Here is a 24,800-nt window from a genome sequence, read left to right as displayed (position 1 = left end):
CATGCTGAACAAGTACGCGCGTGCATTCTTCACGCGTGTCCTCACACCGTTCGCCGCTCTGCTGCTCCGGCTCGGGGTCAGCCCCGACGCGGTCACCCTCGTCGGCACGGCCGGGGTGATGGCAGGTGCGCTGGTCTTCTTCCCGACGGGGGAGTTCTTCTGGGGCACGATCGTGATCACGGTGTTCGTCTTCTCCGACCTGGTCGACGGCAACATGGCCCGGCAGGCAGGGATCTCCAGCCGGTGGGGCGCGTTCCTGGACTCGACGCTCGACCGGGTCGCGGACGGGGCGATCTTCGCCGGGTTCGCGCTCTGGTACGCGGGCGGCGGCGACGACACCATGATGTGCGCCGTGTCGATCTTCTGCCTGGCCAGCGGCCAGGTGGTCTCGTACACGAAGGCGCGCGGTGAGTCGATCGGCCTGCCGGTCGCGGTGAACGGGCTGGTGGAACGCGCCGAACGGCTGGTGATCTCGCTGGTCGCGGCAGGGCTGGCCGGGCTGCACGCCTTCGGCGTGCCCGGGATCCAGGTCCTGCTGCCGATCGCGCTGTGGATCGTCGCCGTGGGCAGCCTGGTGACGCTGGTCCAGCGGGTGGTGACCGTGCGCAGGGAGTCGGCCGAGGCCGACGCGGCGGCTGCCGCCTCCGCGGGCGGCATCGCGGAACAGGGGAGCGAGGCCGCGCGGTGAGCGGCACCGGAGCGGATCTGAGGGGACGGCTGACCGACGGGCTCTACGGGCTCGGCTGGGGCGCGGTCAAGAAGCTGCCCGAGCCGGCGGCCCGGGCGCTCTTCCGCACCCTGGCCGACCAGGTGTGGAAGCGGCGCGGGAAGGCCGTGCTGCGGCTGGAGTCGAATCTGGCCCGGGTGGTGCCCGACGCGAGCCCGGCCCGTCTCGCCGGACTGTCGAAGGCCGGCATGCGCTCGTACATGCGCTACTGGATGGAGTCGTTCCGGCTGCCGACGTGGACCCCGGAGCGGATCAAGGCCGGTATCGACGTCCAGGACGTCCACCGGCTCACGGAGGGCATGGACGCCGGGCGCGGCGTCATCGTCGCGCTGCCGCACCTGGGGAACTGGGACCTGGCGGGCGCCTGGGTCACCACCGACCTGAAGGTGCCGTTCACCACCGTCGCCGAGCGGCTCAGACCGGAGACCCTGTACGACCGGTTCGTGGCCTACCGCCGGAGTCTGGGCATGGAGGTCCTGCCGCACAGTGGCGGGGCCGCCTTCGGGACCCTCGCACGGCGGCTGCGCGCGGGCGGGCTGGTCTGCCTCGTCGCCGACCGGGACCTGTCGGCCTCCGGCGTCGAGGTGACGTTCTTCGGCGACACCGCGCGGATGCCCGCGGGGCCGGCGCTGCTGGCCCAGCAGACCGGCGCGCTGCTGCTGCCCGTCACGCTCTGGTACGACGGCACCCCGGTGATGAAGGCGCGGATCCATCCGCCGGTCCCCGTACCACGGACAGGGAGCCGCGCCGAGAAGACGTCCTCCATGACACAGGCGCTGGCCGATGCCTTCGCCACCGGGATCGCCGAGCATCCGGAGGACTGGCACATGCTGCAGCGGCTCTGGCTCTCCGATCTGGAACCCCAGGGGGAAGCTCCGTGAAGATCGGCATCGTCTGTCCCTACTCCTGGGACGTCCCCGGCGGCGTGCAGTTCCACATCCGGGACCTGGCCGAGCACCTGATCCGGCTCGGGCACCACGTCTCGGTCCTGGCGCCCGCCGACGACGAGACGCCCCTGCCGCCGTACGTGGTCTCCGCGGGCCGGGCCGTGCCCGTCCCGTACAACGGCTCCGTGGCCCGGCTGAACTTCGGGTTCCTGTCCGCCGCGCGGGTACGCCGCTGGCTGCACGACGGCACCTTCGACGTGATCCACATCCACGAACCCACCGCGCCCTCGCTCGGGCTGCTCACCTGCTGGGCGGCGCAGGGGCCGATCGTCGCCACGTTCCACACGTCCAACCCGCGCTCCCGGGCGATGATCGCCGCGTACCCGATCCTCCAGCCGGCGCTGGAGAAGATCAGCGCGCGGATCGCGGTGAGTGAGTACGCGCGGCGGACGCTGGTCGAACACCTCGGCGGGGACGCCGTGGTCATCCCCAACGGTGTGGACGTGGGCTTCTTCGCCGGGGCGGAGCCGAAGGCGGAGTGGCAGGGCGGCACGCTCGGCTTCATAGGGCGCATCGACGAGCCGCGCAAGGGGCTGCCCGTCCTCATGAAGGCGCTCCCCGCGATCCTGGCCGCCCGCCCGGACACCCGGCTGCTCGTCGCGGGCCGCGGTGACGAGGAGGAAGCGGTCGCCTCGCTGCCCGAGGAGCTGCGCGAGCGCGTCCAGTTCCTCGGCATGGTGAGCGACGAGGACAAGGCACGGCTTCTGTGCAGCGTCGACGTGTACGTCGCGCCGAACACCGGCGGCGAGAGCTTCGGCATCATCCTGGTCGAGGCCCTGTCGGCAGGGGCCCCCGTGCTGGCCAGCGACCTGGACGCGTTCGCGCAGGTGCTGGACCAGGGTGCGGCGGGCGACCTCTTCGCCAACGAGGACGCGGACGCGCTGGCCGCGGCCGCGATCCGGCTGCTCGGCGACCCGGAGCGGCGAGCGGGTCTCCGGGAGCGGGGCAGCGCGCACGTGCGGCGCTTCGACTGGGCGACGGTCGGTGCGGACATCCTCGGGGTGTACGAGACGGTGACGGAGGGGGCCGCGTCCGTGGACACCGACGAACGCACGGGCCTGCGGGCCCGCTTCGGCCTCGCCAAGGACTGAGCCGGGGGCCCGCGGCCCCCCGGCGGTGGACCGGGGCCCGGCGGCACTCCCGCCGACGGTAGCCTTGCCGCCCGTGATCGAAACCCTCATCTGGATTGCCGTCGCGCTCCTCGCGATCGGCCTGTATCTCAGCTGGACCGCCGGGCGGCTCGACCGGCTCCACGCCCGTATCGACGCGTCCCGCGCGGCCCTGGACGCGCAGCTGCTGCGCCGAGCCTCGGTCACCCAGGAACTGGCCACGTCCGGAGTCCTGGACCCCGCCGCCTCCATCGTGCTGTACGAGGCGGCGCACGCGGCCCGGCAGGCCGAGGAGGAGCAGCGCGAGGTCGCCGAGAGCGAGCTGAGCACCGCGCTGCGGGCCGTGTTCGGCGAGACGGCGCAGGTCGAGGCGGTGAAGCAGTTCCCCGGAGGCGAGGACGCGGCCGGGGAACTCGCCGCCGCCGTACGACGCGTGCCGATGGCGCGCCGCTTCCACAACGACTCGGTGCGCGCCGCCCGGGCACTGCGCAGGCACCGGACGGTGCGGTTGTTCCGGCTCGCCGGGCACGCGCCCTTCCCGCTCGCGTTCGAGATGGACGACGAGCCGCCGGTGGCCCTGGCGGACCGGCCCGGTACCTGAGGCGGCGGCGCCCCGAGGGGTGCCGGCGCCCGCGGGCGGGCGGGCAGAACGATCCACGGGGTGTCCATTGGCCCTTGCTGTGGACTGGTTCCGGAGCGTTTGCTCAGGGCTGCAGTGTCCCAGCGTCTTTTCACCCCAGTGAGGTCGATCCGTGTCCACGCTTCCCAGCAACCAGTCCACCGAGTCCCCGGCCACCGGCACCGCCCGAGTGAAGCGCGGCATGGCCGAGCAGCTCAAGGGCGGCGTGATCATGGACGTCGTCGACGCCGAGCAGGCGAAGATCGCCGAGGACGCGGGCGCCGTGGCCGTCATGGCCCTGGAGCGGGTCCCGGCCGACATCCGCAAGGACGGCGGCGTGGCCCGGATGTCCGACCCCAACATGATCGAAGAGATCATCGGGGCCGTCTCCATCCCCGTCATGGCCAAGTCCCGCATCGGCCACTTCGTCGAGGCGCAGGTCCTGCAGTCCCTCGGCGTCGACTACATCGACGAGTCCGAGGTCCTCACCCCGGCCGACGAGGTCAACCACAGCGACAAGTTCGCCTTCACCACCCCCTTCGTCTGCGGCGCCACCAACCTCGGCGAGGCCCTGCGGCGCATCGCCGAGGGCGCCGCGATGATCCGCTCGAAGGGCGAGGCCGGCACCGGCAACGTCGTCGAGGCCGTCCGGCACCTGCGCCAGATCAAGAACGAGATCGCCCGGCTGCGCGGCTACGACAACAACGAGCTCTACGCCGCCGCCAAGGACCTCCGTGCCCCGTACGAGCTGGTCAAGGAGGTCGCCGAGCTCGGCAAGCTGCCCGTCGTCCTGTTCTCCGCCGGTGGCGTGGCCACCCCCGCGGACGCGGCCCTGATGCGTCAGCTCGGCGCCGAGGGCGTCTTCGTGGGCTCCGGCATCTTCAAGTCCGGCGACCCCGCCAAGCGCGCCGCCGCCATCGTGAAGGCCACCACCTTCTACGACGACCCGAAGGTCATCGCGGACGCCTCCCGCAACCTGGGCGAGGCCATGGTCGGCATCAACTGCGACACGCTGCCCGAGGCCGAGCGCTACGCCAACCGCGGCTGGTAACCACTGATGACCGACACCCCTGTCATCGGAGTCCTGGCTCTCCAGGGCGACGTACGGGAACACCTGATCGCCCTGGCCTCGGCGGACGCCGTGGCCAGGCCGGTCCGGCGGCCCGAGGAGCTCGCCGAGGTCGACGGGCTCGTCATACCCGGTGGCGAGTCCACCACGATGTCCAAGCTGGCGGTCCTGTTCGGCATGCTGGAGCCCCTGCGCGAGCGGGTGGCCGCCGGGATGCCGGTCTACGGCACCTGCGCCGGGATGATCCTGCTCGCCGACAAGATCCTGGACCCGCGCTCCGGCCAGGAGACCGTGGGCGGCATCGACATGATCGTGCGACGTAACGCTTTCGGACGGCAGAACGAGTCCTTCGAGGCCTCCGTCGAGGTCGACGGAGTGCCCGGCGGACCCGTCGAGGGCGTCTTCATCCGGGCTCCCTGGGTGGAGTCGGTGGGCGCCGGGGCGGATGTCATCGCGGTGTACGGCGGCCATGTCGTGGCCGTACGCCAGGGAAACGCCCTCGCCACCTCGTTCCACCCCGAACTGACCGGGGACCACCGGGTGCACGCCCTCTTCGTCGACATGGTGCGCGCCGTGGGCTGACCCGATCCCGGTAGGATCTCTCGGGTTCGGATCGATTCTGGTGACGCGAAGGAGAAGGCAGATGTCCGGCCACTCTAAATGGGCTACGACGAAGCACAAGAAGGCCGTGATTGACGCCAAGCGCGGCAAGCTCTTCGCGAAGCTGATCAAGAACATCGAGGTCGCGGCCCGCACCGGCGGTGTGGACCCCGAGGGGAACCCGACCCTCGTCGATGCCATTCAGAAGGCGAAGAAGAGCTCCGTCCCGAACAAGAACATCGACTCCGCGGTCAAGCGCGGTGGTGGTCTCGAAGCGGGCGGCGTCGATTACCAGACGATCATGTACGAGGGTTACGGCCCGAACGGTGTCGCGGTGCTCATCGAGTGCCTCACCGACAACCGCAACCGTGCCGCGTCCGACGTACGCGTCGCGATGACCCGCAACGGCGGTTCGATGGCCGACCCGGGTTCGGTCTCGTACCTCTTCAACCGCAAGGGCGTCGTCATCGTCCCCAAGGGCGAGCTGTCCGAGGACGACGTCCTCGGCGCGGTGCTCGACGCGGGTGCCGAGGAGGTCAACGACCTCGGTGAGACCTACGAGGTCGTCAGCGAGGCCACCGACATGGTCGCGGTCCGTACCGCGCTCCAGGAGGCCGGCATCGACTACGACTCGGCCGAGGCCAACTTCCTGCCCACCATGCAGGTGGACCTCGACGAAGAGGGCGCGCGCAAGATCTTCAAGCTGATCGACGCGCTGGAGGACAGCGACGACGTGCAGAACGTCTTCGCCAACTTCGACGTCTCCGACGAGGTCATGGAGAAGGTCGACGCCTGAGGCGAACGGCACGGCCGCGGCGGGCCGACGGGGACACACCCCGTCGGCCCGCCGCATTGTCGGTGGGAGCCGATAGCCTGCGGGAACAGTTGACCGAGCGGTGCGGGCAGTGAGGACAAGGGGGGCTCCATGCGGGTACTCGGCGTGGACCCGGGGCTGACCCGGTGCGGTGTCGGAGTCGTCGAGGGCGTCGCGGGCCGGCCGCTCACGATGCTCGGTGTCGGCGTCGTACGCACCCCCTCCGACGCGGAGCTCGGCCACCGGCTGGTCGCCATCGAGCAGGGCATCGAGCGGTGGCTCGACGAGCACCGCCCCGAATTCGTCGCCGTGGAGCGGGTGTTCGCCCAGCACAACGTGCGAACGGTGATGGGGACCGCCCAGGCCAGCGCGGTCGCCATGCTCTGCGCGTCCCGCCGGGGAATTCCGGTCGCCCTCCACACCCCCAGCGAGGTCAAGGCGGCCGTCACCGGCTCCGGGCGCGCCGACAAGGCACAGATCGGCGCCATGGTGACCCGGCTCCTGCGGCTCGACGCGCCGCCCAGACCGGCCGACGCCGCCGACGCCCTCGCCCTCGCCATCTGCCACATCTGGCGCGCACCCGCGCAGAACCGACTGCAGCAGGCCGTCGCCGCCCACCGCACGCTGAAAGGCCGTACCGCATGATCGCCTTCGTCTCCGGCCCGGTGGCCGCCCTCGCTCCGACCACGGCCGTGATCGAGGTCGGCGGCATCGGGATGGCCGTCCAGTGCGCCCCCGGCACGCTGGCGGGCCTGCGGATCGGCCAGGAGGCCAAGCTGGCCACCTCCCTCGTCGTACGGGAGGACTCGCTCACGCTCTACGGCTTCGCCGACGACGACGAGCGGCAGGTCTTCGAGCTCCTCCAGACCGCCAGCGGCGTCGGCCCGCGGCTCGCCCAGGCCATGCTCGCCACCCACAGCCCGGACGCCCTGCGCATCGCGGTCGCCACCGGGGACGAGAAGGCGCTCACCGCCGTCTCCGGGATCGGCAAGAAGGGCGCCCAGAAGCTCCTCCTGGAGCTCAAGGACCGGCTCGGCGAGCCGGTGGGGGCGCACATCGGACAGCAGGGCGTCGGCACGGCGGTCAGCTCCTCCTGGCGCGACCAGCTGCAGGCAGCCCTGATCGGCCTCGGCTACGCGACGCGCGAAGCCGACGAAGCGGTGACCGCCGTGGCGCCGCAGGCCGAGGCGGCGATCGCCTCGGGCGCCCAGCCGCCCGTGCCGCAGCTGCTGCGCGCGGCCCTGCAGACCCTCAACCGCGCACGCTGACCGCAGGGGCATGACGCCCCGTACGCCGGCCGGAGCACGCCACGGCCCGGCACCGAAACACCCGAGGCGGGACTGACGAGATGAACTGGGACGAGACCGGAGCCGGTACGGGCGACCTGGCGGACGAACTGCTGGAGGACCGGCTGGTCGCCGCCGGCGTGGACGGGGAGGACACGGCCGTCGAGGCCGCCCTGCGCCCGAAGGACCTCCATGAGTTCGTCGGCCAGGAGAAGGTCCGCGAACAGCTCGACCTGGTGCTCAAGGCGGCGCGGGCCCGCGGCGCCACGGCCGACCACGTCCTGCTCTCCGGCGCCCCCGGCCTCGGCAAGACGACCCTCTCCATGATCATCGCGGCGGAGATGAACGCGCCGATCAGGATCACCTCGGGCCCCGCCATCCAGCACGCCGGAGACCTCGCCGCCATCCTCTCCTCCCTCCAGGAGGGCGAGGTCCTCTTCCTCGACGAGATCCACCGCATGTCACGGCCCGCCGAGGAGATGCTCTACATGGCCATGGAGGACTTCCGGGTCGACGTGATCGTCGGCAAGGGCCCCGGAGCCACGGCGATCCCGCTGGAACTGCCGCCGTTCACCCTGGTCGGCGCCACCACCCGGGCCGGACTGCTGCCGCCCCCGCTGCGCGACCGCTTCGGCTTCACCGGCCACATGGAGTTCTACGCCCCCACCGAGCTGGAGCGCGTCATCCACCGCTCCGCGGGCCTCCTCGACGTGGCCATAGACACGGAGGGCGCGGCCGAGATCGCGGGGCGCTCCCGGGGCACGCCCCGTATCGCCAACCGGCTGCTGCGCCGCGTCCGGGACTACGCCCAGGTCAAGGCCGAGGGACGGATCGACCGGGACATCGCCGCCGCCGCCCTCCGGGTGTACGAGGTCGACGCCCGCGGCCTGGACCGTCTGGACCGCGCGGTGCTCGGGGCCCTGCTGAAGCTCTTCGGCGGGGGCCCCGTCGGCCTGTCCACCCTCGCGGTCGCGGTGGGGGAGGAGCGCGAGACGGTCGAGGAGGTCGCCGAGCCCTTCCTCGTACGGGAAGGACTGCTCGCCAGGACCCCGCGGGGCAGGGTCGCCACCCCCGCGGCGTGGGCCCACCTCGGCCTCGTACCGCCGCAGCACGGCGCAAAGGGACAACAGGGCCTGTTCGGGGCGTGACGCGTCACATGTTGGCGCCGAGGGGAACCACGGTGCCATGCTGGGCGTTGTTCCAATGATGCGGACTCGCTTAGACTCCGCCGATGCCGCCCGTACAGGTCGGTGTGCCCACCCCCGTAGACCAGGCCGCTTGTCAGCGCGGTCGTGCGAAGGAAGTTCCGTCCCGTGAGTCTCGTGACCCTCCTCCCCTTCATCGTGCTCATCGGGGCCATGTTCCTGATGACCCGGTCCGCCAAGAAGAAGCAGCAGGCGGCTGCGCAGATGCGCAACGACATGCAGCCGGGCACCGGCGTCCGCACGATCGGGGGCATGTACGCCACCGTCAAGGAGATTCAGGACGACACGGTTCTCCTCGAGGTCGCGCCCGGCGTCCACGCCGTCTACGCCAAGAACTCGATCGGTGCCGTCCTCGACGACGCGGAGTACAACCGCATCGTCCACGGTGACGACGGCCTGGACGTCGACGGCGCGGTCGTGCCCGACGACGCCTCCTCGCTCACCGCCGCCGAGGCCGCGGACAAGGACGGCGAAGTGGCCGACGACGCGAAGATCGACCTGGGCAAGAAGGCCGAGGGTGACGCCGAGCCGAAGGACGCCGAGACCAAGGACGGCAAGGGCGACACCAAGTAGTTCCACGATCCATGAGACGCCGGACACCCGCAGGGGTCCGGCGTCTCATGGGCCGTGAGGTCCTCTGCGGGGGCGGGTCCCCACTACACTTCATGGCCGCTCGGGCGTGTACCCGGCGCGGGGCGGTTGGACAGGGAGAAGCAAAAAGGTGGCAGCACCGAAGAAGGGCCGGGGATCTTCCGGTGGACAGAGCAAGCCGGGCCGTGCCCTGGCTCTGATCCTCATTGCCATGGTCGCGCTCACCGGCGGGATGTTCCTGTCCGGTCACACCACGCCCCGGCTTGGTATCGACCTGGCAGGCGGCACGTCGATCACCCTGAAGGCGAAGAGCCAGCCCGGCAAGCCCGAGGCGATCAACGAGACCAACATGAACACCGCGGTCAGCATCATCGAACGCCGTGTCAATGGTCTGGGTGTCTCCGAGGCCGAGGTCCAGACCCAGGGCAAGTCCAACATCATCGTCAACATCCCCAAGGGGACGAACTCGAAGCAGGCGCGGGAACAGGTCGGCACGACCGCCCAGCTCTACTTCCGGCCCGTACTCACCGTCACCGGCGGCGCACCCACGCCCGCCGGTTCCGCGAGTCCCACCGCGAGCGGTTCCGGGGAGCCGAGCGCCACGCCCAGTGTGAAGGCGAGCAGCCCGGACACCGCTTCCGACGGGGACAGCACGCCTTCGGCGAGCGCCACCACCCAGGGCCGCGCGGTCACCGGCGCCCTGAAGAAGGACGCGACGCCCACCCCCAGCGGTTCCGGAGCAGCGGAGACCCCCGCGGCCACCGGGACGCCCGACGCGGCCACCGCGGCGCTGGAGAAGAAGTTCACGGCGCTGGACTGCACCGACCCGGCCGCCCGCGCCAAGGCCGGCGACGGCGTCAAGCCCGAGGATTCCACGGTCGCGTGCAGTTCCGAGGGCGACGCCAAGTACCTCCTCGGCCCGGCCGAGGTCTCCGGCACGGACGTCGACGACGCCAAGGCGCAGTTCGACCAGCAGCGCGGCATCTGGCTCGTCTCGATGGAGTTCACCGACAAGGGCTCCAAGAAGTTCCAGGCGATCACCAAGAAGCTGTCGGCGCAGCAGTCCCCGCAGAACCAGTTCGCGATCTCACTCGACGGCGAGGTCGTCTCCGCACCCCAGGTGAACGAGACCCTCAGCGGCAGCGCCGAGATCTCCGGCAGCTTCACGCAGCAGTCCGCCGAGGACCTGGCCAACGTCCTCTCGTACGGTGCGCTCCCGCTGTCCTTCAGCGAGGACACGGTCACCACCGTCACCGCCGCCCTCGGCGGCGAGCAGCTGGAGGCCGGCCTCATCGCCGGCGCCATCGGACTGGCCCTGGTCGTCATCTACCTGGTGGCCTACTACCGCGGTCTGGCGTTCATCGCACTCCTGAGCCTCCTGGCCTCCGGCATCCTGACCTACACGATCATGTCGCTCCTCGGCCCGGCCATCGGCTTCGCGCTGAACCTGCCGGCCGTCTGCGGCGCCATCGTGGCGATCGGTATCACGGCGGACTCGTTCATCGTGTACTTCGAACGCATCCGGGACGAGATCCGCGAAGGCCGTACGCTCCGCCCGGCCGTCGAGCGCGCCTGGCCCCGGGCCCGGCGCACCATCCTCGTCTCCGACTTCGTGTCGTTCCTCGCCGCAGCCGTGCTGTTCCTCGTCACGGTCGGCAAGGTCCAGGGCTTCGCCTTCACGCTGGGTCTCACGACCCTGCTCGACGTGGTGGTGGTGTTCCTCTTCACCAAGCCCGTCATGACGATGATGGCCCGCACGAAGTTCTTCGCGAGCGGCAACGCCTGGTCCGGTCTGGACCCGACGCGGCTCGGCGCCAAGCCGCCGCTGCGCCGCACGCGCCGTGTCAACGCCCCCACCGACCACCCGAAGGAGGCGTGAGATGTCGCGACTCGGCAATCTCGGCGCCCGGCTCTACCGAGGCGAGGTCGGCTACGACTTCATCGGCAAGCGCAAGATCTGGTACGGCGTCTCCATCCTGATCACGATCACGGCCATCCTCGGTGTGGTGGTCAGCGGCCTCAACATGGGCATCGAGTTCAAGGGCGGCGCGGTCTTCACGACCGACACCAAGGCCAAGATCTCGGTCTCGCAGGCCCACGAGGTGGCGGTCGAGGCCTCCGGCCACGAGGCCATCGTCCAGGAGCTCGGAAACGGCGGGCTCCGGATCCAGATCACCGAGGTCGACACGGCCAAGGCCGACCAGATCAAGACCGAGCTCTCCGACGAGCTCGGCATCCCCGAGGCGAAGATCAACGCGGACCTGGTCGGCCCCAGCTGGGGTGAGCAGATCGCCAACAAGGCCTGGACGGGCCTCGGCATCTTCATGGTCCTCGTGGTGGTCTACCTGGCCATCGCCTTCGAATGGCGCATGGCCATCGCCGCCCTCATCGCGCTGATCCACGACATCACCATCACGGTCGGTGTCTACGCGCTCGTCGGCTTCGAGGTCACCCCGGGCACCGTGATCGGTCTGCTGACCATCCTCGGTTACTCCCTCTACGACACGGTCGTCGTCTTCGACAGCCTGAAGGAGGGCACGAAGGGGATCACCAAGCAGACCCGGTGGACGTACAGCGAGATCGCCAACCGGTCCATCAACGGCACGCTGGTGCGCTCCATCAACACCACCGTCGTGGCGCTGCTGCCGGTCGCCGGTCTGCTCTTCATCGGTGGCGGTGTGCTCGGCGCGGGCATGCTGAACGACATCTCGCTGTCGCTCTTCGTCGGCCTCGCGGCCGGTGCGTACTCCTCGATCTTCATCGCCACGCCGCTGGTCGCCGACCTCAAGGAACGCGAGCCGCAGATAAAGGCACTGAAGAAGCGGATCCTCGCCAAGCGGGCCGCCGCGGCGGCCAAGGGCGAGTCCGTCGAGGAGGACGAGCGCGACGACCGTGCGCAGGACCTCGCCGAGGACACCGAGACCGCCGGAGCCGTCGTCGGTCGGCCCCGGCAGCCCAGGGGCCACGGCCGGACCCCGGGAAACCGCCGATGACCCGCACCGCCGAATCGACCCGGGAACTCCTGCTCAGCCGCATCCGCGACGTGCAGGACTACCCGAAGCCCGGGGTGCTGTTCAAGGACATCACCCCGCTCCTCGCGGACCCGGTGGCCTTCACCGCGCTCACCGACTCCCTCGCGGAGCTGTGCGTGCGGCACGGAGCCACCAAGATCGTCGGTCTCGAGGCACGCGGCTTCATCCTGGCGGCACCCGTGGCCGTCCGGGCCGGGCTCGGTTTCGTACCCGTCCGCAAGGCCGGGAAGCTGCCCGGCGCGACTCTCGGGCAGGCGTACGAGCTGGAGTACGGCACGGCGGAGATCGAGATCCACGCCGAGGACCTGTCCTCGGACGACCGGATCATGGTCATCGACGACGTGCTGGCCACCGGAGGGACCGCGGAGGCATCGCTGGAGCTGATCCGGCGGGCCGGCGCCCAGGTCGCGGGGGTGTCGGTCCTCATGGAGCTCGGCTTCCTCGCGGGCCGGACCAGGCTCGAGGCAGCACTGCGGGGCGCTCCGCTGGAGGCTCTGATCACCCTCTGACCTGCGCCGCGTCGCGGCAGCGGCGACGTGAGGCCGTACAGGACGGGCACCCGGGAACATCCGGGTGCCCGTCCCGTGTTGTCGGGGGTTCACCCGTCCCCGGGCGAGGACCTGCCGGGGGATCGATACCATGGGTTCTCCGGGTAGCCCGGATCCGCACGAGGAGCGCACTTGCCAGACGAGGCCCAGCCAGTCGCCGCCCCGCAGCCCGACGAGCCCGCGGCGGTCCCCGCCACGCCCGGGAAGGCGCAGCCCGCACGGGCGGGTGGGTCCGGTGCCCGCGAGCCTGCGGACGGCCCGGACAAGGCTTCCGCCTCCGCCTCCGAGGCACCGGGCGCGTCCGGGCCCACGAAACCGGCACCCGCTCCCGCCGCTGCTCCGTCTCCGGCCAGGCCGACGCCGCCGCCCGGGACGAAGCAGGCCCCCGCGACCCCGGCCGGGCCGGCGCCGGAATCCGCCACCCCGGTGAGCCCCGCGCCGCAGGCGGCGCCGAAGCCTCCGGCTCCCGCCGCGAAGCCCCCGGCCAGGCCCGCCGCCACACCGCCGGCCCCGGCCGCCCGGACCGGCGGCTCCTCCAACCGGGTCAGGGCCCGCCTCGCCCGGCTCGGCGTGCAGCGCTCCAGCCCGTACAACCCGGTCCTCGAACCGCTGCTGCGCACCGTCCGCGGCAACGACCCCAAGATCGAGACCGCCACGCTGCGCCAGATCGAGCGCGCCTACCAGGTCGCGGAACGCTGGCACCGCGGGCAGAAGCGCAAGAGCGGCGACCCCTACATCACCCATCCGCTCGCCGTCACGACGATCCTCGCCGAGCTCGGCATGGACCCCGCGACGCTGATGGCCGGACTGCTGCACGACACGGTCGAGGACACCGAGTACGGCCTCGACACGCTGCGCAAGGACTTCGGCGACCAGGTCGCGCTGCTGGTCGACGGGGTCACCAAGCTCGACAAGGTCAAGTTCGGCGAGGCCGCGCAGGCCGAGACCGTGCGCAAGATGGTCGTCGCCATGGCCAAGGACCCCCGGGTCCTGGTCATCAAGCTCGCCGACCGGCTGCACAACATGCGCACCATGCGCTACCTCAAGCGGGAGAAGCAGGAGAAGAAGGCCCGCGAGACCCTCGAGATCTACGCGCCGCTGGCCCACCGCCTGGGCATGAACACCATCAAGTGGGAGCTGGAGGACCTCGCCTTCGCGATCCTCTACCCCAAGATGTACGACGAGATCGTCCGTCTCGTCGCCGAGCGCGCGCCCAAACGCGACGAATACCTCGCCATAGTGACCGACGAGGTCCAGTCCGACCTGCGCGCCGCCCGGATCAAGGCCACCGTCACCGGGCGCCCGAAGCACTACTACAGCGTGTACCAGAAGATGATCGTGCGGGGTCGCGACTTCGCCGAGATCTACGACCTGGTGGGCATCCGGGTCCTCGTCGACACCGTCCGCGACTGCTACGCGGCGCTCGGGACCGTGCACGCCCGGTGGAACCCGGTGCCGGGGCGGTTCAAGGACTACATCGCGATGCCCAAGTTCAACATGTACCAGTCGCTGCACACCACGGTGATCGGCCCCAGCGGCAAGCCCGTCGAGCTCCAGATCCGCACGTTCGACATGCACCGCCGCGCCGAGTACGGCATCGCCGCGCACTGGAAGTACAAGCAGGAGGCCGTCGCGGGCGCCTCCAAGGTGCGCACGGACGTCCCCAGGAACACGGGCGGCCGCGGCCAGGACACCGTCAACGACATGGCGTGGCTGCGCCAGCTCCTGGACTGGCAGAAGGAGACCGAGGACCCCAGCGAGTTCCTGGAGTCCCTGCGCTTCGACCTGTCGCGCAACGAGGTCTTCGTGTTCACGCCGAAGGGCGACGTGATAGCGCTGCCCGCCGGTGCGACGCCGGTGGACTTCGCGTACGCCGTCCACACGGAGGTCGGCCACCGGACGATAGGAGCACGGGTCAACGGGCGGCTCGTACCGCTGGAGTCGACGCTCGACAACGGCGACCTGGTGGAGGTCTTCACCTCCAAGGCGGCCGGAGCCGGACCCTCCCGTGACTGGCTCCAGTTCGTCAAGTCGCCCCGGGCGCGGAACAAGATCCGTGCGTGGTTCTCCAAGGAACGCCGCGACGAGGCGATCGAGCAGGGCAAGGACGCCATCGCGCGGGCCATGCGCAAGCAGAACCTGCCGATCCAGCGCATCCTCACCGGCGACTCCCTGGTCACCCTCGCCCACGAGATGCGCTACCCCGACATCTCGTCGCTGTACGCGGCGATCGGTGAGGGGCACGTCGCCGCGGCGGGCGTCGTCCAGAAGCTCGTCCAGGCACTCGGTGGCGAGGACGCCGCGAACGAGGACCTGGCGGAGAGCTCGCCGCCCTCGCACGGACGCAACAAGCGCCGGGCCAAGGCGGACCCGGGCGTCGTCGTCAAGGGCGTCGAGGACGTGTGGGTCAAACTGGCCCGCTGCTGCACACCCGTTCCCGGTGACCCGATCATCGGATTCGTCACCCGTGGCAGCGGAGTCTCCGTGCACCGCGCGGACTGCGTCAACGTCGACTCGCTCTCGCAGCAGCCGGAGCGGATCCTCGAGGTCGAGTGGGCGCCCACCCAGTCGTCGGTCTTCCTCGTCGCCATCCAGGTCGAGGCACTGGACCGGTCGCGGCTGCTCTCCGACGTCACCCGGGTCCTGTCCGACCAGCACGTGAACATCCTGTCGGCGGCCGTGCAGACCTCCCGTGACCGGGTGGCCACCTCGCGCTTCACCTTCGAGATGGGCGACCCCAAGCACCTCGGACACGTCCTGAAGGCCGTACGCGGCGTGGAGGGCGTCTACGACGTCTACCGGGTCACCTCGGCCCGCCGGCCGTAGCACGGGTCCGAGCCCGCCCCGCCGAGGACGTGGTGATCCCGGCGGCGCGCGGCAGGTCACGACTCCTCATCACCGTCCGCACGCTCCTGCGCCCCTGTCCGGCCGGGCACGCGCGAGGGGCTCCCCTGCGCGGTACGCAGCGAAGCCCCTCGCGGGAATCAGGAGGGTGTCAGCCGCCGAACTCCTCCAGGCCCTTCAGCGCCTGGTCCAGCAGCGCCTGCCGCCCCTCCAGCTCGCGGGACAGCTTGTCCGCCCTGGCGTTGTTGCCCGACGCGCGTGCCGTGTCGATCTGCGTACGCAGCTTGTCCACGGCCGCCTGGAGCTGGCCGGTCAGACCCTCGGCGCGGGCCCGCGCCTCCGGGTTCGTCCGGCGCCACTCGGACTCCTCGGCCTCCTGGAGCGCCCGCTCCACCGCATGCATCCGGCCCTCGACCTTCGGGCGGGCGTCACGCGGCACGTGGCCGATGGCCTCCCAGCGCTCGTTGACGGCGCGGAACGCGGCCCGGGCCGCCTTCAGATCCGTCACCGGAACCAGCTTCTCGGCCTCGACGGCGAGCTCCTCCTTCAGCTTGAGGTTCTCGCCCTGCTCCGCGTCACGCTCGGCGAAGACGCCGCTGCGAGCCTCGAAGAACACGTCCTGGGCGCCGCGGAAGCGGTTCCACAGGTCGTCCTCGGACTCGCGCTGGGCCCGGCCCGCCGCCTTCCACTCCGTCATCAGGTCGCGGTAACGGGCAGCGGTCGTGCCCCAGTCCGTCGACCCGGAGAGGGACTCGGCCTCGGCGACCAGCTTCTCCTTGACCTTGCGGGCCTCCTCGCGCTGGGCGTCCAGCGAGGCGAAGTGGGCCTTGCGGCGCTTGGAGAAGGCGGAACGTGCGTGCGAGAAGCGGTGCCACAGTTCGTCGTCCGCCTTGCGGTCGAGGCGCGGCAGACCCTTCCACGTGTCGACGAGCGCCCGCAGACGCTCACCCGCGGAACGCCACTGCTCGCTCTGCGCCAGCTCCTCCGCCTCGACGACGAGCGCCTCCTTGGCCTGCCGGGCCTCGTCCGTCTGCTTCGCCTTCTGGACCTTGCGCTCCTCGCGCCGGGCGTCGACCGTCGCGACCAGCGCGTCCAGCCGCTCGGCGAGCGCGGCGAGGTCGCCGACGGCGTGGTGCTCGTCGACCTGCCGGCGAAGGTGCTCGATCGCCGCCGTCGCGTCCTTGGCGGACAGATCGGTGGTCTTCACCCGCCGTTCGAGGAGGCCGATCTCGACCACCAGGCCCTCGTACTTGCGCTCGAAATAGGCCAGAGCCTCTTCGGGGGAACCGGCCTGCCACGATCCGACGACCTGCTCGCCCTCGGCCGTACGCACGTACACGGTGCCCGTCTCATCGACACGGCCCCACGGGTCGCTGCTCACAGCGCCTCCTCCACCTGATGCCGAGGGGGGTTCACCCCCTCGTGCATCGTCCACAGTTTCCTGGGGCGGGCAGCGCCCGCCCTGCACAACGCCAATCTAGGCGACCGGCCACCCGGCTGTCCGCACTCCGCGCGGCCGAGATTCTCCGGTCCGCACCGGGTGCCCGCGGCGGACCGGCCGCCCGGCCCGTCAGGCCTTGTCGACCGCGGCCTTCTCGACCGTGACGGCCTTCTTCGGAGCACCGTCGGCCGCCCCACCGGTGACACCCGCCGCGGCGATCTTCTCGACCGCCTTCAGGCCCGCGTCGTCCATGGTGCCGAACGGCGTGTAGCTGGGCGGCAGTTTGGTGTCCTTGTAGACCAGGAAGAACTGGCTGCCGCCGGTGCCGGGCTGGCCGGTGTTCGCCATCGCGACCGTGCCCGCCGGATACGTCACCGCGCCGTCGTCGCCCGGCTTGCCCAGCGCGGTCAGGTTCTCGTCCGGGATCGTGTAGCCGGGACCGCCCGTGCCGTCGCCCTTGGGGTCACCGCACTGCAGGACGAAGATCCCGTCCGTGGTCAGCCGGTGACACTTCGTACCGTCGAAGTACCCCTTGTCCGCGAGGGCCTTGAACGAGTTCGTGGTGTGCGGGGTCTTCGCCGCATCCATCGCGATCGCTATGTCGCCCTGGCTGGTCTTCATCGACATCGAGTACTTCGCCTTTTTGTCGATTTTCATCGCGGGCTCGGGCACCGCGCTTTCGCTCGCCGACGGGGAAGGGCTCGCGCTCGCCGAGGCGTCCGCCTTGCCCTTCGTGTCCTCACCGTCGAGGGAGACGTACGCGCCCGCACCGATGACCGCCACCACGGCCACCGAGGACGCGATGATCACCGTGAGACGCCTGGTCCTCCGGCGCGCCTCCTCCCGACGCTGCTGCTGCCGCTCGAACTTCTCCCGGGCGAGCTGCCGCCGCCGCTGATCGCTGCTGACCACCGGTTGGTCTCCTTGTACGTCGTGTGATCGGGCCTGGGTTGCCCCGTACGGTATATGGGTTAGCTGTGGAATGAGGAGCGCCGGTAGGCTCTGATCTGCCGCGACTGTCTCCGCGGCCCTCCCTCGTCGGACGAACACTAAGGACGATCGTGCTCATTGCCGGGTTCCCCGCCGGGGCCTGGGGGACCAATTGCTACCTGGTCGCCCCCGCCGCAGGCGAGGAGTGCGTGATCATCGACCCCGGCCACCAGGCCGCCCAGGGCGTCGAGGAAACGCTCAAGAAGCATCGGCTCAAGCCCGTCGCCGTCGTGCTCACCCACGGCCACATCGACCACGTCGCCTCGGTCGTCCCCGTATGCGGCGCCCATGACGTCCCTGCCTGGATCCACCCCGAGGACCGGTACATGATGAGCGATCCGGAGAAGTCCCTGGGCCGCTCCATCGGGATGCCGCTCATGGGGGAGCTCACCGTGGGCGAGCCGGACGACGTCAAGGAGCTGACCGACGGAGCCCTGCTGAAGCTGGCGGGCCTGGAGTTCGGCGTCTCGCACGCGCCCGGCCATACCAAGGGGTCGGTGACGTATCGGATGCCCGAGGCCGCGGATGTTCCGCCGGTTCTCTTCTCGGGCGACCTGCTCTTCGCCGGCTCCGTCGGACGCACCGACCTGCCGGGCGGCGACCACACCGAGCTGCTCGAGTCGCTGGCCCGTGTGTGCCTGCCGCTCGACGACTCGACCGTGGTGCTGTCCGGACACGGCCCCCAGACGACCATCGGCCGCGAGCGCGCCTCCAACCCGTATCTGCACGGCATGGACGCGCCCCGCCGAGGAATGTGACGAGAGAAATCCTTTGAGTACCTTCCAGGCCCCCAAGGGCACGTACGACCTGACCCCGCCGCGCTCCGCCAAGTTCCTCGCGGTCCGAGCGGCGATCTCCGCGCCCCTGAAGAACTCCGGCTACGGCTACATCGAGACCCCGGGCTTCGAGGACGTCGCCCTGTTCGCGCGCGGTGTCGGTGAGTCCACCGACATCGTGTCCAAGGAGATGTACGCCTTCGAGACCAAGGGCGGCGACAAGCTCGCGCTGCGCCCCGAGGGCACCGCCTCCGTACTGCGCGCGGCACTGGAGGCCAACCTGCACAAGGCGGGCAACCTCCCGGTCAAGCTCTGGTACTCCGGCTCGTACTACCGCTACGAGCGTCCCCAGGCCGGCCGTTACCGGCACTTCTCGCAGGTCGGCGCGGAGGCCATCGGCACCGAGGACCCGGCGCTGGACGCCGAGCTGATCATCCTGGCCGACCAGGCGTACCGCTCGCTCGGCCTCACACAGTTCCGGATCCTGCTGAACTCGCTGGGCGACAAGGAGTGCCGCCCCGTCTACCGGGAGGCGCTCCAGGCCTTCCTGCGCGACCTCGACCTGGACGAGGAGACCCGCCGTCGCATCGAGATCAACCCGCTCCGGGTGCTCGACGACAAGCGGCCCGACGTCCAGAAGCAGCTCGTCGGGGCGCCCATGCTGCGCGACTATCTCTGCGACGCCTGCAAGGCCTACCACGAGGAGGTCCGGAACCTGCTGACGGCGGCGGGCGTGGTGTACGAGGACGACGAGAAGCTGGTCCGCGGCCTCGACTACTACACGCGCACGACCTTCGAGTTCGTCCACGACGGTCTGGGCTCCCAGTCCGCGGTGGGCGGCGGCGGTCGCTACGACGGGCTGTCCGAGATGATCGGCGGCCCGGCGCTGCCGTCCGTCGGCTGGGCACTCGGCGTGGACCGTACGGTGCTCGCGCTGGAGGCGGAGGGCGTCGAGCTCGACATCCCCGCCACCACCAGCGTGTACGCGGTCCCGCTCGGCGAGGAGGCGCGCCGCGTGCTCTTCGGCCTGGTCACCGAGCTGCGCAGGGTGGGCGTCGCCACCGACTTCGCGTTCGGCGGCCGCGGTCTCAAGGGTGCGATGAAGAGCGCGAACCGCTCCGGCGCCCGCTTCACGATCGTGGCCGGCGAGCGTGACCTCGCCGAGGGCACGGTCCAGCTCAAGGACATGGAGTCCGGCGAGCAGCAGGCGGTCGCACTTGACGAGCTCGTGGCCGTGGTGCGGGCCAGGACGGCCTGATCCCGCAGTCGTTCCGCACGGTGCCCGCCCGGTCCGCCCGGGCGGGCACCGCGCGTTCCACGGCCGCAGTCCGCCCCCGCAGGCCGTGGAACGCGGCCGGCCGAGCGGCTCCCGCCGGCGCGTGAGCGACTCCCGTCAACGCGGCGTCAGTGGCTTCATCCTGTCGGACGACCCCGATACGGGAACGCCACCGGCGGCCCGCGTCGGCGGGGCCTGCCCGGGGACGCGGGCCCTGCCCTCGTCGCGGCCGGGGGCGCGCTGCGGATCTGCGCCGCGGTACTCCTCCGCCGCCTGTCCGGGCCCTGGTGTCCCGATCGCCTCCAGGGGCCGGAGCCGCAGGTCGCGGACCTCCGGCACGGCCGGAACGCCGCATCGCGCGCGCGGGAGGCGGGCTTTTGGCGCGGCTTCCCTCCCGGCTGCGTACGTCCCGCCGAGCCCCGCACTCCGGACCTCGCCTCCGCACACCTTTATGTCCATCGAACGGTTGACCGACCTACCGGTGCGGCAGAATGACCCTGCCCGGCTGGCTACTCAGTGATGGAACGGCGATATGACGACTGCAGCGGTAGATCACCCCACATCCGACCAGGACGAGGACGGCGGGAAGAGGACCATCGGCGGCAGTCGCGCGTTCGCACTGCTGCTGGTGATCACCGGAGCGGCCGGACTGCTCGCCGCCTGGGTGATCACGATCGACAAGTTCAAGCTGCTCGAGGACCCGGGCTTCACCCCGGGCTGCAGCCTGAACCCGGTGGTCGCGTGCGGCAACATCATGAAGAGCGAGCAGGCGTCCGCCTTCGGATTCCCCAACCCGATGCTCGGAATCGCCACCTACTCGGTGGTCATCGGCATCGGCATGGCGCTCCTCGCGGGCGCGCGCTTCCGCAGCTGGTACTGGCTCGGCCTCAACGCGGGCACGCTGTTCGGGGTCGGCTTCTGCACCTGGCTGCAGTACCAGTCGCTGTACAGCATCAACTCGCTCTGCCTGTGGTGCTGCCTGGCCTGGGTCGCCACGATCCTCATGTTCTGCTACGTCACCACGCACAACATCAAGCACCGCATCCTGCCCGCACCCGCCTGGCTGCGGAACGGACTCACCGAATTCCACTGGGTGCCGCCGGTGCTCTGGATCGGCATCATCGGCATGCTGATCCTGACCCGCTGGTGGGACTTCTGGACCAGCTGACCGGTCCCGGACCCCGGCGGTCCGGGCCGCGTTGTCAGTGGGGTGGCATAGGCTTCGAGAGTGGAGCCCGACCTCTTTACCGCAGCAGCCGAAGACCGCCAGGAGAAGGATCCGTCCAGCAGCCCCCTAGCTGTCCGGATGCGTCCTCGCACGCTGGACGAGGTCGTCGGCCAGCAGCATCTGCTGAAGCCGGGATCACCGCTGCGGCGGCTCGTAGGCGAGGGGAGCGGCGGTCCCGCGGGCCCCTCCTCGGTGATCCTCTGGGGTCCGCCCGGCACCGGGAAGACGACCCTGGCGTACGTGGTCAGCAAAGCCACCAACAAGCGCTTCGTCGAGCTCTCCGCGATCACCGCCGGCGTCAAGGAGGTCCGGGCCGTCATCGAGGGCGCGCGCCGTGCCACGGGCGGTTTCGGCAAGGAGACCGTCCTCTTCCTCGACGAGATCCACCGCTTCTCCAAGGCCCAGCAGGACTCCCTGCTCCCCGCCGTCGAGAACCGCTGGGTGACGCTGATCGCGGCCACCACGGAGAATCCGTACTTCTCGATCATCTCCCCCCTGCTGTCCCGCTCCCTCCTGCTCACCCTGGAGCCGCTCACCGACGAGGACCTGCGCGCACTGCTGCGCCGGGCCCTGACCGACGAGCGGGGACTGGGCGGCGCCGTGACCCTGGCCGAGGACGCCCAGGCGCATCTGCTGCGGATCGCGGGCGGCGACGCCCGGCGTGCGCTGACCGCGCTGGAGGCGGCGGCGGGCGCGGCACTGGCCAAGCACGATGCGGAGATCACGCTCACGACGCTCGAGGAGACCGTCGACCGCGCGGCCGTGAAGTACGACCGTGACGGCGACCAGCACTACGACGTGGCGAGCGCCCTGATCAAGTCGATCCGCGGGTCCGACGTGGACGCGGCCCTGCATTACCTGGCCCGGATGATCGAGGCGGGGGAGGACCCGCGCTTCATCGCCCGGCGGCTGATGATCTCGGCGAGCGAGGACATCGGACTCGCCGATCCGACGGCGTTGCCCACCGCAGTGGCGGCTGCCCAGGCCGTGGCGATGATCGGCTTCCCGGAGGCGGCCCTCACCCTCAGCCACGCCACGATCGCGCTGGCGCTCGCACCCAAGTCCAACGCGGCGACGCTGGCGATCTCCGCCGCGCAGGAAGACGTCCGCAGGGGCCTGGCAGGCCCGGTTCCGGCCCATCTGCGCGACGGCCACTACAAGGGCGCCGCCAAGCTGGGCCACGCCCAGGGCTACATCTACCCGCACGACGTGCCGGGCGGAATCGCCGCCCAGGAGTACGCTCCCGACGCCGTCCGCGGCAGGCGCTACTACGAACCCACGCGGTACGGCGCGGAAGCGCGCTACGCGGACGTGGCGGACCGGGTCCGTGAGCGACTCGGCCGCGGCGAACCGGGCGGTACGGCGCCGTAGTGACCGGCTGCGCTCAGCGGGACGCCGCTTCGAAGAGCGTGCGCACGGCACGCCGCAGCTCACCCATGTCGCTTACGGGACAGGGGATTTCGAAGCGGGCGTCGAAGCAGCCGCCGTCGCTCTCCACGAACCGGACCCGCAGGCCGAAGCGGTCGAGCGCGAGCGGGACGGCCGCGGGCCGGTGCGCGCCGCAGGTGCGCTCGGGCCGCTCGGACAGGTCACCGAGCAGGGCCGACAGGGTCCCCATCTCCTCGCTGTGGGCGGTGTGCAGGTGCTGCAGCAACTCCGCCTCATGGGTGACGAGCGGGTCGGCGGCGGCGTCCCGGAAGGCCTCCGGTCCGACCTCCTGCGCTCCCCACAGGTCGTCGACGGACGCCTCCGCGATCTCCAGCCCGAGCAGCATCCGGCCGGGCTCCGCCCGTCCGGGCACGGAAGTGAGCCGGCCGGCCACCCGAGCACGGCTGCGGATCCGGTGCGGAACGGAGACCGGAGCGACATCGGTGATGTGCAGCACAGCGGTCGGCTCGTCGCCCCGGGCGCGGGCCGCGGCCCGTACGACCGGGGAATCGGCGGGGAACCGGAGGAGCAGATCCCCCTCAGGACTCACGCTCAGGGTCTCGGGCATCAGCAGGCCGGGACGGGTGACGACCAGCCCCGGTACGAGCAGCGCGGCGGAGCAGGTACTCTGTACGAGAGTTCGTGTGCGCTCGGCTGCTGACGGCAACCGAGTGTTTTCAAGCCCGCTGGGACGCGGCTGACCACGATCAGATCGGCCTTCCGTCGTAGCAGCACCTTCTGGTGTGCTGCCGCTGTCTGTGCTGTCCGTGACGTGAGTGGTGTTCCCAGGGCGAGACATGCGATCTCCTTGAGTAAGGTAAGCCTAACTACAATGGAGGTCTGGAGAACGTGCCTAACCAGTCGCGTCCCAAGGTCAAGAAGTCGCGTGCCCTCGGCATCGCCCTGACGCCGAAGGCTGTCAAGTACTTCGAAGCTCGTCCGTACCCGCCGGGCGAGCACGGCCGTGGCCGCAAGCAGAACTCGGACTACAAGGTCCGTCTGCTGGAGAAGCAGCGTCTGCGTGCGCAGTACGACATCAGCGAGCGCCAGATGGCGCGTGCCTACGACCGCGCCAAGAAGGCCGAAGGCAAGACGGGCGAGGCGCTGGTCGTCGAGCTCGAGCGCCGTCTCGACGCCCTGGTCCTGCGTTCGGGCATCGCCCGCACCATCTACCAGGCCCGCCAGATGGTCGTCCACGGCCACATCGAGGTCAACGGTGGCAAGGTCGACAAGCCGTCCTTCCGCGTGCGCCCCGACGACGTCGTCCAGGTCCGCGAGCGCAGCCGCTCCAAGGTCCCCTTCCAGGTGGCCCGCGAGGGTGGTTACGACACCGACGGTGAGACCCCGCGCTACCTCCAGGTGAACCTGAAGGCCCTGGCCTTCCGCCTGGACCGTGACCCGAACCGCAAGGAAATTCCGGTCATCTGCGACGAGCAGCTCGTCGTCGAGTACTACGCCCGCTGATCCAGGCGTAGCTGCTGTCCGAGCTCGGGCCCGCCCCTCCGTTGTCCGGAGGCGGCGGGCCTTCGCGTGTCCGTGAGGGTTCCGGCTCGCCGGGTGCGGGGGAGAAGGGGTGCTGGGTGCTCGCGTGGAACACGCAGAGTGCCGGCACATGAGCTTTCCGTACGGTCACCCCCGTACCGGGTACTGCCCGCCCGCCCGTAATGCGGTACGGGGTCCGACGCCCGGCGCGATAGGGTCGAGGGACGAGGATCGGCTGTGGTGGCAGTGCGCACCGGCCGGTCCGAGACAGGCAGAGACCGAGCCCCGGCCGGGGCGAGCGACGAGCAGAGAGCGGTGCACTGTGTCCGGTGGAGAGGTGGCCGGAATCCTGGTGGCCGTCTTCTGGGCGATCCTGGTTTCCTTCCTCGCCGTGGTGCTGGTGAGGCTGGCCCAGACGCTCAGGGCGACCACCGCGCTGGTGGCGGACGTGACCGAGCAGGCCGTGCCGCTGCTCGCCGACGCCTCCGCGACCCTGCGCTCCGCGCAGACCCAGCTCGACAAGGTCGACGCCATCGCGAGTGACGTCCAGGAGGTCACCTCCAACGCCTCCGCGCTCTCGACCACCGTCGCGTCGACGTTCGGCGGGCCGCTGGTGAAGGTCGCGGCGTTCGGCTACGGGGTACGCCAGGCGCTCGGCCGCCGGACCGCCCCCGAACCGGAGCCGGCCCCCCGGACCTCCCGCCGGACCGTGATCGTCGGCCGTACCGTGCCGTCCGCCCGCAAGAAGCGGAACGGCCGAAGCTCCCGCGGACAGAAGGACTGACGCA

General features: G+C 70.7%; 24 protein-coding genes. 21 read left to right on the top strand and 3 right to left on the bottom strand.

Going from position 1 to position 24,800, the window contains the following annotated elements; genetic code table 11:
* Position 1 precedes the first annotated feature (1 nt).
* The 15 genes from pgsA to AB0F38_RS17035 all read left to right on the top strand — a co-directional run bounded on the left by pgsA (position 2) and on the right by AB0F38_RS17035 (position 15,373).
* On the top strand, positions 2-688 hold the full coding sequence (gene pgsA, locus AB0F38_RS17105; RefSeq protein WP_361893247.1) for a phosphatidylinositol phosphate synthase: 687 nt from the start codon (positions 2-4) through the stop codon (positions 686-688).
* The gene (locus AB0F38_RS17100) at positions 685-1,608 is read left to right on the top strand and encodes a phosphatidylinositol mannoside acyltransferase (RefSeq protein ID WP_361893244.1); all 924 of its coding nucleotides are present in this window, start codon (positions 685-687) and stop codon (positions 1,606-1,608) included. Before pgsA ends, AB0F38_RS17100 begins: the two co-directional genes overlap by 4 nt.
* Positions 1,605-2,765, top strand: a complete 1,161-nt coding sequence (locus tag AB0F38_RS17095; RefSeq protein WP_361893241.1) for a glycosyltransferase family 4 protein — start codon at positions 1,605-1,607, stop codon at positions 2,763-2,765. Before AB0F38_RS17100 ends, AB0F38_RS17095 begins: the two co-directional genes overlap by 4 nt.
* A 73-nt stretch (positions 2,766-2,838) precedes the next feature.
* Complete coding sequence (locus AB0F38_RS17090; RefSeq protein ID WP_361893238.1) at positions 2,839-3,384, top strand: hypothetical protein; 546 nt, start codon at positions 2,839-2,841, stop codon at positions 3,382-3,384.
* 151 nt (positions 3,385-3,535) lie between these two features.
* A complete protein-coding gene (gene pdxS, locus AB0F38_RS17085; RefSeq protein ID WP_361893235.1) occupies positions 3,536-4,453 on the top strand; it encodes a pyridoxal 5'-phosphate synthase lyase subunit PdxS in 918 nt (305 codons plus the stop codon).
* A 6-nt stretch (positions 4,454-4,459) separates the two neighbouring features.
* The gene (gene pdxT, locus AB0F38_RS17080) at positions 4,460-5,053 is read left to right on the top strand and encodes a pyridoxal 5'-phosphate synthase glutaminase subunit PdxT (RefSeq protein WP_361893232.1); all 594 of its coding nucleotides are present in this window, start codon (positions 4,460-4,462) and stop codon (positions 5,051-5,053) included.
* 61 nt (positions 5,054-5,114) lie between these two features.
* Positions 5,115-5,867: a YebC/PmpR family DNA-binding transcriptional regulator gene (locus AB0F38_RS17075; protein ID WP_024492903.1), complete on the top strand. Its 753-nt coding sequence runs from the start codon at positions 5,115-5,117 to the stop codon at positions 5,865-5,867.
* A gap of 129 nt (positions 5,868-5,996) precedes the next feature.
* Entirely contained in the window at positions 5,997-6,530 is a 534-nt protein-coding gene (gene ruvC, locus AB0F38_RS17070; protein WP_361893229.1) for a crossover junction endodeoxyribonuclease RuvC, read from the top strand.
* Positions 6,527-7,153, top strand: coding sequence for a Holliday junction branch migration protein RuvA (ruvA, locus tag AB0F38_RS17065; RefSeq protein ID WP_361893226.1), 627 nt, complete (start codon positions 6,527-6,529; stop codon positions 7,151-7,153). The genes ruvC and ruvA overlap by 4 nt, the downstream gene beginning before the upstream one ends.
* Positions 7,154-7,233: 80 nt before the next feature.
* Positions 7,234-8,319, top strand: coding sequence for a Holliday junction branch migration DNA helicase RuvB (gene ruvB / locus AB0F38_RS17060; protein ID WP_361893223.1), 1,086 nt, complete (start codon positions 7,234-7,236; stop codon positions 8,317-8,319).
* 165 nt (positions 8,320-8,484) lie between these two features.
* Positions 8,485-8,949, top strand: a complete 465-nt coding sequence (gene yajC, locus AB0F38_RS17055; protein ID WP_361893220.1) for a preprotein translocase subunit YajC — start codon at positions 8,485-8,487, stop codon at positions 8,947-8,949.
* Positions 8,950-9,097: 148 nt separating this feature from the next.
* Positions 9,098-10,846: a protein translocase subunit SecD gene (gene secD / locus AB0F38_RS17050; RefSeq protein ID WP_361893217.1), complete on the top strand. Its 1,749-nt coding sequence runs from the start codon at positions 9,098-9,100 to the stop codon at positions 10,844-10,846.
* Between the two features lies 1 nt (position 10,847).
* On the top strand, positions 10,848-11,960 hold the full coding sequence (secF, locus tag AB0F38_RS17045; RefSeq protein ID WP_361893214.1) for a protein translocase subunit SecF: 1,113 nt from the start codon (positions 10,848-10,850) through the stop codon (positions 11,958-11,960).
* On the top strand, positions 11,957-12,508 hold the full coding sequence (locus AB0F38_RS17040; RefSeq protein ID WP_361893211.1) for an adenine phosphoribosyltransferase: 552 nt from the start codon (positions 11,957-11,959) through the stop codon (positions 12,506-12,508). Before secF ends, AB0F38_RS17040 begins: the two co-directional genes overlap by 4 nt.
* 171 nt (positions 12,509-12,679) lie before the next feature.
* Entirely contained in the window at positions 12,680-15,373 is a 2,694-nt protein-coding gene (locus AB0F38_RS17035; protein WP_361893209.1) for a bifunctional (p)ppGpp synthetase/guanosine-3',5'-bis(diphosphate) 3'-pyrophosphohydrolase, read from the top strand.
* Between the two features lie 169 nt (positions 15,374-15,542).
* Here AB0F38_RS17035 and AB0F38_RS17030 read toward each other — a convergent pair whose 3' ends face one another.
* Both AB0F38_RS17030 and AB0F38_RS17025 read right to left on the bottom strand, forming a co-directional pair.
* Entirely contained in the window at positions 15,543-16,772 is a 1,230-nt protein-coding gene (locus tag AB0F38_RS17030) for a DUF349 domain-containing protein (RefSeq protein ID WP_361893206.1), read from the bottom strand.
* Between the two features lie 189 nt (positions 16,773-16,961).
* Positions 16,962-17,744, bottom strand: a complete 783-nt coding sequence (locus AB0F38_RS17025; protein ID WP_361893204.1) for a peptidylprolyl isomerase — start codon at positions 17,742-17,744, stop codon at positions 16,962-16,964.
* Positions 17,745-17,893: 149 nt separating this feature from the next.
* Here AB0F38_RS17025 and AB0F38_RS17020 point away from each other — a divergent pair, with 149 nt between their 5' ends.
* The 4 genes from AB0F38_RS17020 to AB0F38_RS17005 all read left to right on the top strand — a co-directional run bounded on the left by AB0F38_RS17020 (position 17,894) and on the right by AB0F38_RS17005 (position 22,473).
* Complete coding sequence (locus AB0F38_RS17020; protein ID WP_361893201.1) at positions 17,894-18,580, top strand: MBL fold metallo-hydrolase; 687 nt, start codon at positions 17,894-17,896, stop codon at positions 18,578-18,580.
* Between the two features lie 13 nt (positions 18,581-18,593).
* A complete protein-coding gene (gene hisS / locus AB0F38_RS17015) occupies positions 18,594-19,856 on the top strand; it encodes a histidine--tRNA ligase (protein WP_361893198.1) in 1,263 nt (420 codons plus the stop codon).
* A gap of 550 nt (positions 19,857-20,406) precedes the next feature.
* Positions 20,407-21,042: a vitamin K epoxide reductase family protein gene (locus AB0F38_RS17010; RefSeq protein WP_361893195.1), complete on the top strand. Its 636-nt coding sequence runs from the start codon at positions 20,407-20,409 to the stop codon at positions 21,040-21,042.
* A gap of 60 nt (positions 21,043-21,102) precedes the next feature.
* Entirely contained in the window at positions 21,103-22,473 is a 1,371-nt protein-coding gene (locus tag AB0F38_RS17005; RefSeq protein ID WP_361893193.1) for a replication-associated recombination protein A, read from the top strand.
* Between the two features lie 13 nt (positions 22,474-22,486).
* Here the strand turns inward: AB0F38_RS17005 and AB0F38_RS17000 are convergent, their stop codons facing one another.
* On the bottom strand, positions 22,487-23,197 hold the full coding sequence (locus AB0F38_RS17000) for a DUF2470 domain-containing protein (RefSeq protein ID WP_361893190.1): 711 nt from the start codon (positions 23,195-23,197) through the stop codon (positions 22,487-22,489).
* Positions 23,198-23,379: 182 nt separating this feature from the next.
* On the opposite strand from AB0F38_RS17000, the gene rpsD reads away from it, so the two are divergent.
* Positions 23,380-23,994: a 30S ribosomal protein S4 gene (gene rpsD, locus AB0F38_RS16995; protein WP_018524225.1), complete on the top strand. Its 615-nt coding sequence runs from the start codon at positions 23,380-23,382 to the stop codon at positions 23,992-23,994.
* Positions 23,995-24,349: 355 nt separating this feature from the next.
* Entirely contained in the window at positions 24,350-24,796 is a 447-nt protein-coding gene (locus AB0F38_RS16990) for a DUF948 domain-containing protein (RefSeq protein ID WP_361893187.1), read from the top strand.
* The last annotated feature ends 4 nt before the right edge of the window (positions 24,797-24,800 follow it).

The sequence above is a fragment of the Streptomyces sp. NPDC025273 genome (assembly GCF_040638585.1).
In the GTDB taxonomy this organism is placed as follows: Bacteria; Actinomycetota; Actinomycetes; order Streptomycetales; family Streptomycetaceae; genus Streptomyces; species Streptomyces cinereorectus.
This window is presented reverse-complemented; position numbering and strand designations above follow the sequence as displayed.